Raw genomic sequence first — 8,396 nt, forward strand, 5'->3', positions numbered from 1 at the left:
CGCGGTGTCGTTGACCTCGACCAACGCGCGGCGGCGTTCGGCCGGGGTCAGGAGGTCGATGTGGCTGAGGGGTTGGTCGGGTTGGGTGGTGGCGGCATCGAGGAGACGGATCCAGCGGTCGAACAACTCCCGGACGGTGGGGGCGTCGTAGAGGTCGCTGGAGTACTCGACCTCGCCGGCCATGCCCTGGGGCTCGCCGTCCCGGCCGCGCCGCTCGGCGAGGCTGAAGAACAGGTCGAACTTGGCCGTCCCCGTCCTGCCCAGCTCGATGCCTGCTCGCAACCCGGGCAGCTGGAACTCGCTCTCCGGCGCGTTCTGGAGGGCGAGCATGATTTGGAAGAGGGGGTGGTGGGCGAGGGTGCGGGTGGGGTTGAGGACTTCGACGAGGTATTCGAAGGGGACGTCTTGGTGGGCGTAGGCGGTGAGGGAGGTTTCGCGGACGCGGGCGAGGAGTTGGGTGAAGGTGGGGTCGCCGGTGGTGTCGGTGCGGAGGACGAGGGTGTTGACGAAGAAGCCGATGAGGTGGTCGAGGGCTTGGTCGGTGCGGCCGGCGATGGGGCTGCCGAGGGGGATGTCGTTGCCGGCGCCCAGGCGGTCGAGGAGGGCGGCGAGGCCGGCTTGGAGGACCATGAACAGGCTCGCCCCCGCGCCCCGCGCAACCTCGGCCAACCGTCGGTGCAGGGCCGCGTCGATCTCCACGGTCAGGTAGTCGCCGCGGTAGCTCATCACCGCGGGGCGGGGGCGGTCGGTGGGCAGCGTCAACCGGTCCGGCAGGCCCTCCAACGCCTTGGTCCAGTGGTCGACCTGGGTGGCGAAGAGGCTGTCCGGGTCGTCCTGGTCGCCGAGGAGCTCGTGCTGCCAGAGGGTGTAGTCCGCGTACTGGACGGGCAGCGGCGCCCAGTGCGGCGCGCGGCCGTCGGCGCGAGCGGCGTAGGCCTCGGTCAGCTCGCGCGACAGCGGTCCCGTCGACCAGCCGTCCGCCGCGATGTGGTGCGCGACGAGCAGCAGGGCGTGCTCCTCCGCCGACAGCTCGAAGAGGTCCGCTCGCAGCGGCGGTTCGACCGCCAGGTCGAAGGCGTACCGGGCGGCCGCCTCCAGGGCGCCCGGCAGCTCGGCCTCGGTCGTCGCCGTGACGGTCAGCCGCGGCGCCGCCGTCTCCGCCGCCAGCACGTGTTGGCGCGGCGTGCCGTCGACCTCGGGGAAGACCGTGCGCAGGCTCTCGTGCCGGGCGACCACGTCCGCCAGCGCCGTGCGCAGCGCCGGGACGTCCAGGCGGCCGGAGAGCCGGATGACGAGCGGAATGTTGTAGGTGGCGCTCGGCCCCTCCATCTTGTGCAGGAGCCAGAGCCGCCGCTGCGCGAACGACAGCGGCATGACGGGCGGCCGTTCCCGCGCGGCCGGCGCCGGCCGGCCGGTTGCGGCGGTGTCCAGGCGCGCGGCGACCGCGGCCGGGGTCGGGCCCTCGAACAGCGACCGTAGCTCCAACTCGACGCCGAGCACCGCCCGGAGCCGGCCGATCAGCCGGGTGGCGAGCAGCGAGTGCCCGCCCAACTCGAAGAAGTCGTCGTCGACGCCGACCCGGGGCAGGCCGAGGACCAGCGCGAACAGGTCACAGACGATCTGCTCCTGAGGAGTCCGGGCCTCCCGCCCCGACCCCGCCAGGGTGAAGTCCGGCGCCGGCAGCGCGGCCCGGTCCAGCTTCCCGTTCGCGGTCAGGGGCAGCCGCTCCAGTGACACGACGGCCGCCGGGACCATGTAGCCGGGCAACCGGCCGCGGGTGAACTCCCGTACCCGTTCCGGCCGCAGCCCTTCCCGGCCGACCACGTAGCCGACCAGGCGGGTGTCGCCGGTCCGGTCCTGGCGGACCACCACGGTCGACTGGGTCACGTCCGGGTGTGCGGCCAACGCGGCCTCGATCTCGCCGAGTTCGATCCGGAAGCCGCGGACCTTGACCTGGTGGTCGGCGCGGCCGACGAACTCCAGCTCCCCGCCCGGGTTCCGGCGCACCAGGTCGCCGGTGCGGTACATCCGGCCGCCCGACTCCACACCGTACGGGTCGGCGACGAAGCGCTCGGCGGTCAGCCCGGGCCGGCCGAGGTAGCCGCGCGCCAGACCCGGGCCCGCGACGTACAGCTCGCCCACCACGCCGGGCGGTACCGGCTGGAGCCCGCCGTCCAGCACGTGGGTTCGCAGGTCGGGGATGCCGACGCCGATCACGCTCTCCGCTCCGGCGCGGACCCGGTCGCGGGTCAGCGGCTGGTGGGTGACGTGCACGGTGGTCTCCGTGATGCCGTACATGTTGACCAGCACCGGCGCATCGTCCGGATGCCGGTGGTACCAGTCGGCGAGCCGGGCCGGTTGCAGCGCCTCTCCACCGAACACGACCACGCGCAAGGCAAGTTCGCGCACCGGGAGGGCGGCCTCGGCCTGCGCCAACTGGTGGAAGGCGGAGGGCGTCTGGTTGAGGACGGTGACGCCCTGGTCGGCGAGCAGATCCAGGAACGCACCGGGTGTCCGGCTGGTCTCGTAGGGCACCACGACGAGTCGGCCGCCGTGCAGCAGAGGCCCCCACAGCTCCCAGACGGAGAAGTCGAAGGCGTAGGAGTGGAACAGCGTCCAGACGTCGTCCGGGCCGAAGTCGAACCACGCGCGGGTGGCGTCGAACAGCCGCACCACGTTGCGGTGGGTGTTGACCACGCCCTTGGGTACGCCGGTGGAGCCGGACGTGTAGATGACGTAGGCGGGGTGGTCGGAGTGGAGTTCCACCTCGGGGGCGTGGGCGGGCCGTCCGGCGAGGTCGGCGAGGACAGCCGGGTCGTCGAGGAGGAGGACGGGCGCGCTGTGCCCGCCGGGCAGCTTCGCCTCGGTCTCGGTACCGGCCAGGACGAGGGCCGGCCGGGCGTCGGCGACCATGTGCGCCAGCCGGGCGGCCGGGTACTCGGGGTCGAGCGGCAGGTAGGCGGCCCCGGCCTTGAGGACGGCCACAACGGCGACGACCAGATCGATCGATCGCGGCAGCGCCAGGGCGACGATGCGCTCCGGGCCGGCGCCATGGGCCGTGAGCAGCTGGGCCAGCCGGTTCGCCCGCTCGTCCAACTCCCGGTAGGTGAGCGCGGTTTCGCCGCAGACCACGGCCACCGAGGCTGGGGCGGCGGCCGCCCGGGCCCGGAACAGCTCCGGCAGGGTCGTCCCGCCGGTCGGGGGAGCCGGCTCGGCGCCGGCCGACAGGGCGGCACGCTCCTCGGCGGTCAGCAGATCGATCCGGCCGAGCGGTTCGGTGGGCGCGGCCGACGCGACGGCCCGCAGTGCGGTGAGCAACCGGTCGTGGTGGGCGGCGAGCTCGGGCTCCGGGCAGAGCTCGGGGTGGGCGTTGAGGTCGACCACGAGCCCGCTGCCGTCGCGGCGGTCCCAGACGGCGAGGGCGAGGTCGCCGACCAGGCCGGAGGAGAGGCTGTGCGCGGTGGTGGGCAGACCGGCGAAAGCCGGCGCGGCGTCGAAGGACATGATGTTGACGACCGGGGCGTGCCACGTCCCGAGGCTGCCCGGCAGGTCGAGGTCCCGTTGCAGGTCCTCGGCCCGGTAGCGCTGATGCCGGCCCAGCTCGACGACCCGTTCGGCGACCTGGGCGAGGAGCTCGCGCAGCGTCAGGTCGGGCCGGACGGTGAGCCGCAGCGGGAGCACGTTGGAGGCCGTGCCCGGTGTGCGGCGCTGGAGCTGGTCCAGCCGTGCCGTCACGGGCAGGCTGAGCACCACGTCGGTCGCGCCGGTTATCCGGTGCAGGTAGACGGCCGACGCCGCGATGACCAGGTGCGACCACGGTGCCCGGGCCCGCCGGGCGGCGTCGCGCAGCCTCGCCAGCTCGCCGGGGGCCAGGGCCGTCGTCCGGCGGAGGTAGTGCTCGGGGGTGGTCGACGGGCGGGAGACGATCCCTGTCGGTTCGGGGCGGTCGGCGAAGCGTTCGGTCCAGTACGCCCGGTCGCGCGTGAACTCCTGGGAATTTCGGTAACTCTGATCCACCGTCAGGAAGGTCCGCAGCGATCCGAAGGGGCTCGGCGGCGACGGCCGGCCCTCGGCGAGCGCGGTGTACACCTCGGCGACCCGGCGAGAGATCAGCACGGAGCCGAACGCGTCCATCACGATGTGGTGGTAGCCCTGGTACCAGTACCAGCGGTCGTCGTCCAGGCGCAGCAGCGCGTAGTCGAACAGACGGTCCCGGGTGAGGTCCATCGGCCGGGCCACCGCGGCGGCGATCCAGTCGTGGGCGGCCTGTTCGGGGTCGGGTTCGGCGCCGAGGTCGACCAGGGCCGGTGCCCAGTCGGCGGGCGGCCGCAGAACCTGCCGGGCCTCGCCGTGCTCCTCGGTGAAGGACACGTGCAGCGCCTCGGCCTCGGCGACCACCAGCCGCAGGGCCTGTTCGAACAGCGCCGGATCCACCGGTCCGTGGATTTCCAGGTATTCGCCCACCCGAAATACCCGGTTCACCTTCTGCAGTCGCTGCTCGGCGATCCAGATCTCGCGTTGCGCAGCCGTGAGCGGCAGCACGGCGCCAGCACGGACGGACAAAGTCTCCACCTCCGATGAATCCCCCGCACGGACGGCCGGAGGGCGAAATGGCGAGAATCTCAACGACGGCCCGAATTGGACTCGGATAATTCGACGGTCCGTCGGGGCACTGGCGACCGGCTGCCATTCGGGCGGCGGGTCGGCGCGCCGACACGATTCGGGCGCGGCTGATCGGAAACCAAGGTCGTTGGCAACCTAACCCGGGGGCACTGGGGGGTCAAGGAGACCACTCGCCGTTGTCCCGCCGGCGGGACAACGGGGCCAAACATGGCCGGTCAGAAGGCTGTTGATGGTGGCGGTTGCTGATCGCGAGGGTGCTTGCCAGCCGTCTCGCGGCCGTGTTAGCTTCGCGGTCGCCAAATGCCGGAATTTCCGGTTTCCCGGATCCGGCAATCTCTGAATTTCCCCACACGAGGAAGCGGGTATGGCGGATAAATGGTGGGGGGACCGGCTGCTGGATTGCGGCTCGGACGACGATCCGTGGGCGATTTCCACGGCGCCGGTCACCCGGGGTGAGCTCCGCGCCGGAATCTCCGGACTGCGGCAGCGTTTTCGGGAGCAAGGCATTTCCGACGGTAGCTCGGTGCTGTTGCGGATGACGCCGAGTTTCACCTATCTACAGGCGCTGCTGGCCCTCTGGAGCTGTGGCGCCCAGGTGGTTCTGGTCGACTTCCGACTGAAACCGGCCGAGTTCGATCCGTTGGTCGACCTGGTGCGGCCGCAGTACCTGGTGCTGGCCGCCGGGGCCGGCGGGCCGGTGGCCGGGTTCCGTCAGGAGTCCGAGTTCGAGGTCCGCCGGCTCGCCGGCGGCCGGCCGGCCGCCGACGGCGTCGTCCTGGTGCAGTTCAGCTCGGGATCGACGGGCCGGCCCAAGGTGATCGGCCGGCCGGCGGAGTCCGTGCTGGCCGAACTCGACCGGCACGCCGCCGTCCCCGGCATCCCGGGCCGGGGTGAGCGGGTGCTGCTGCTGAACTCGGTCATGCACAACATGGGCCTGATGAGCGGTGTGCTGCACGCGCTGGCCGCCGGGGCGACGCTGGTCGTCCCGCCGACCTTCCGCCCGGCCGAGGTGCTGCGGCTGATGGCACGCACCGGGGTGGACGCCGTGTACGGGACGCCGGTCCACTACGACTTGCTGGCCAGGACGGCCGACCGGCCCCGGCTGCCGTCGCTGCGGCTGGCCGTCTCCGGAGGCGAGCAGGTGCGGGACGAGACGCACCAGCGGTTCCGGGCCGGCTTCGGCCTGCCGATCAGCCAGGTCTACGGCCTGACCGAGATCGGGCTGATCGCCGGCGACCTGTCCGGGCAGTGCCTGCCTCCGGAGGTCGGGCCCCCGGTGCCGGGAGTCGAGGTGAAGGTGGTCGACGACGAGTTGCTGGTCCGGATGGACCGTTCGCCGTACCTGTACGGCGAACACGCCGACCGCTTCGGTGGTGGCTGGCTGCGGACCTTCGACCGGTTCCGGCAGGACCCGGCGACCGGGGTGCTGAGCATGCTCGGTCGCTCCGACTCGCTCGTCGTCGTCGGCGGGTTGAAGGTCGACCTCGCCGAGGTGGAGACCGCCCTGCTGGACCACCCGAGGGTGGCCGAGGCGGTGGTGACCCACGGGGAGGCGATCGAGGCGTTCGTGGGTGGCGACGAGGGCCTCACCGCGGACGAGCTCACCGCCTGGTGCCGGGAACGGCTGAGCGCGGTCAAGATCCCGAAGCGGTTCGTCGTCACCCGGGAGCTGCCGCGCAACTCGATGGGAAAGCTGGTCCGCGACCGCGAACTGATGTACGGGCGCATCGCGTCGGAATCGCCGGCGCGGTCGACGCCGGCACAGCCTCAGGGAGACTCGTGATCACGAAGGACGACATCAGGGCGATCCTCGCCGAGGGCACCGGCCTCGGCCCGCCCGAGCAGTTCCCGGACGACGCCGAACTGGTGATGGACTCGTTCACGCTGCTCCTCCTCCAGCACGGGCTGGAGGAGCGGCACGGCGTGGCCATCGACCCGCAGTTCGAGGACATGGAGCAGTTCACCTCGATCAACGGGATCCACACGTACCTGACGGGGCTCCCGGCCGAGCACCGCTGACCGGCCGGAGGCCGGTCCGTACCCGCCGCCGCCACCCGGCCCGTCCCACCTCGCCCTACCCCGTCCCACCCCACCCCGACCACCGTCCGCAGGGAGCGATCCATGACCAACCCGTTCGAGAACTCCGACGGCCGTTACCTCGTACTCGTCAACCACGAGGGCCAGTACTCGCTCTGGCCCGCCTTCGCGGAGGTGCCCGCGGGCTGGACGGTCGCGCTCGCCGAGACCGACCGCCAGTCCTGCCTGGACCACATCGAGGCCCAGTGGACCGACATGCGCCCGCTGAGCCTCGTGCGCCGATAGGAGATGAACTCGATGGACGACACCGCATTCCAGCGGCTGCTGCTGACCGAGGAGGACCTGGAGGAGTCGTTCTTCGGCGAGGAGCCGAGCGCCGCCTACGACCCCGCCTTCGTCTCCGGTGACAGCTCCGGGCGCACCATCGTCGACCTGACGAACATGCTGACCCACGGCACGCACCCCGAAACGCTGCACCACGGCTCCGCGCTGTTCACCAACGTGCTGGGCTCAGTGGTCTTCCACCACGTCGCCCAGTTCGACAACCAGGCCTGCCGGCAGGTGTTCCAGGAGCTCCTCGACGCGGTGCACGACTGCGGGCAGTACCGGATGGAGCTCAACGACGGTGTCCGACTCGACATCACCAAGGTCGGGTTGGAGGCGCTCGACCTGGGGGACGGCGGCTTCCTGGTGCGCTGGCTGTCCACCGTCGACCACTTCCGCATCGAGACCGCCTGGGCGATCATGATCAAGGGTGACGTCCTGTCCTTCGTCAACACACGCATCCCGGACCCGGCCGAGGTCCACCGGCTCGCGCGCATCGCTGTCGACCGCGTCTCGGAGCCGGCGAAGAGCTGAAGGCGGGTATGTGATGAGTCCCACCGCATCCGTTGTCACCATCGAGTCCGCGCTCGCCTCGGTCGACTCCTGGCTGACCGAGTACGTCTCGGCGACCCACCCGGAGATCGGCCGGACGGGCCCCATCTGCCCGTTCGTGGCGCCCTCCCGCAAGAACAACACCCTGGAGGTCCGCGTCCGGCTGGTCGGGCACGCCCCCACCGCCGAGCTCCTGGAGGAGGTCGCCCGGAGCAGCCTTCGCGAGTACGAGCTGCTCACCTGGCAGGGCCGGAACCCGATGCTCCGCGCCCTGGTGGTCGTGCTGCCCGACCTCCGCAGCGCGGACACCGGGCTGCTCGACCAGGCCCAGTCCCGCGTCAAGGACGACTTCGTGGCACGGGGCTTGATGATCGGCCAGTTCCACGAGAACTGCGAGGTGACGGCGGCGAGGAACCCCCGGTTCGCCGTCAGCAAGGCGCCGGTGCCCGTCCTCGCGATCCGCGCCATCGCCCTGCACGACATCTTCTTCCTGCACGACCACCCGCACTGGTTCCGCCCGTACCGCGAGAAGTTCGGCCGCTTCTACGGCCCGGACGCCACCGTGATGGACCCAGCCCTGCTGGAGCTCTACCAGCAGGCCGAGCGGTCCTACGGCCATACCTCCTGACCGCCACGCCACACCCAGCCGCCACCGGCCCGGCCCGCACCGGCCCAGTCCGCACCGGGGCCGGGGCCGGGCAACCGATCGCGTGGCAGGAGGCGGCGGCCCTCGGGGGGGGGGGGGGGGGGGGGGGGGGGGGGGGGGGGGGGGGGGGGGGGGGGGGGGGGGGGGGGGGGGGGGGGTGGGGGGGGGGGGGGGGGGGGTACCGAACGGAAAGAGGGGGGGGGGGGGGAGTTGG

At 72.0% G+C, this 8,396-nt stretch carries 6 protein-coding genes; 5 read left to right on the forward strand and 1 reads right to left on the reverse strand.

The window, feature by feature from the left end:
- A partial coding sequence (locus tag ACZ6NC_RS40205; protein ID WP_465738852.1) for an amino acid adenylation domain-containing protein occupies window positions 1–4,563 on the reverse strand: 4,563 nt, incomplete at its 3' end.
- A 424-nt stretch (window positions 4,564–4,987) separates the two neighbouring features.
- Here ACZ6NC_RS40205 and ACZ6NC_RS40210 point away from each other — a divergent pair.
- The 5 genes from ACZ6NC_RS40210 (at window position 4,988) to ACZ6NC_RS40230 (ending at window position 8,164) form a co-directional block, all read left to right on the forward strand.
- Window positions 4,988–6,406: a class I adenylate-forming enzyme family protein gene (locus ACZ6NC_RS40210; protein WP_465738853.1), complete on the forward strand. Its 1,419-nt coding sequence runs from the start codon at window positions 4,988–4,990 to the stop codon at window positions 6,404–6,406.
- A complete protein-coding gene (locus ACZ6NC_RS40215; RefSeq protein ID WP_465738854.1) occupies window positions 6,403–6,642 on the forward strand; it encodes a hypothetical protein in 240 nt (79 codons plus the stop codon). The genes ACZ6NC_RS40210 and ACZ6NC_RS40215 overlap by 4 nt, the downstream gene beginning before the upstream one ends.
- Window positions 6,643–6,744: 102 nt before the next feature.
- Entirely contained in the window at window positions 6,745–6,945 is a 201-nt protein-coding gene (locus tag ACZ6NC_RS40220; protein ID WP_465738855.1) for an MbtH family protein, read from the forward strand.
- A 12-nt stretch (window positions 6,946–6,957) separates the two neighbouring features.
- Window positions 6,958–7,518 (forward strand): hypothetical protein, encoded by a 561-nt coding sequence (locus ACZ6NC_RS40225; protein WP_465738856.1) that lies wholly within the window; start codon window positions 6,958–6,960, stop codon window positions 7,516–7,518.
- Window positions 7,519–7,531: 13 nt separating this feature from the next.
- The gene (locus ACZ6NC_RS40230) at window positions 7,532–8,164 is read left to right on the forward strand and encodes a DUF6875 domain-containing protein (protein ID WP_465738857.1); all 633 of its coding nucleotides are present in this window, start codon (window positions 7,532–7,534) and stop codon (window positions 8,162–8,164) included.
- Window positions 8,165–8,396: the final 232 nt, after the last annotated feature.

It is taken from the genome of Kitasatospora sp. NPDC041988 (assembly GCF_055588525.1).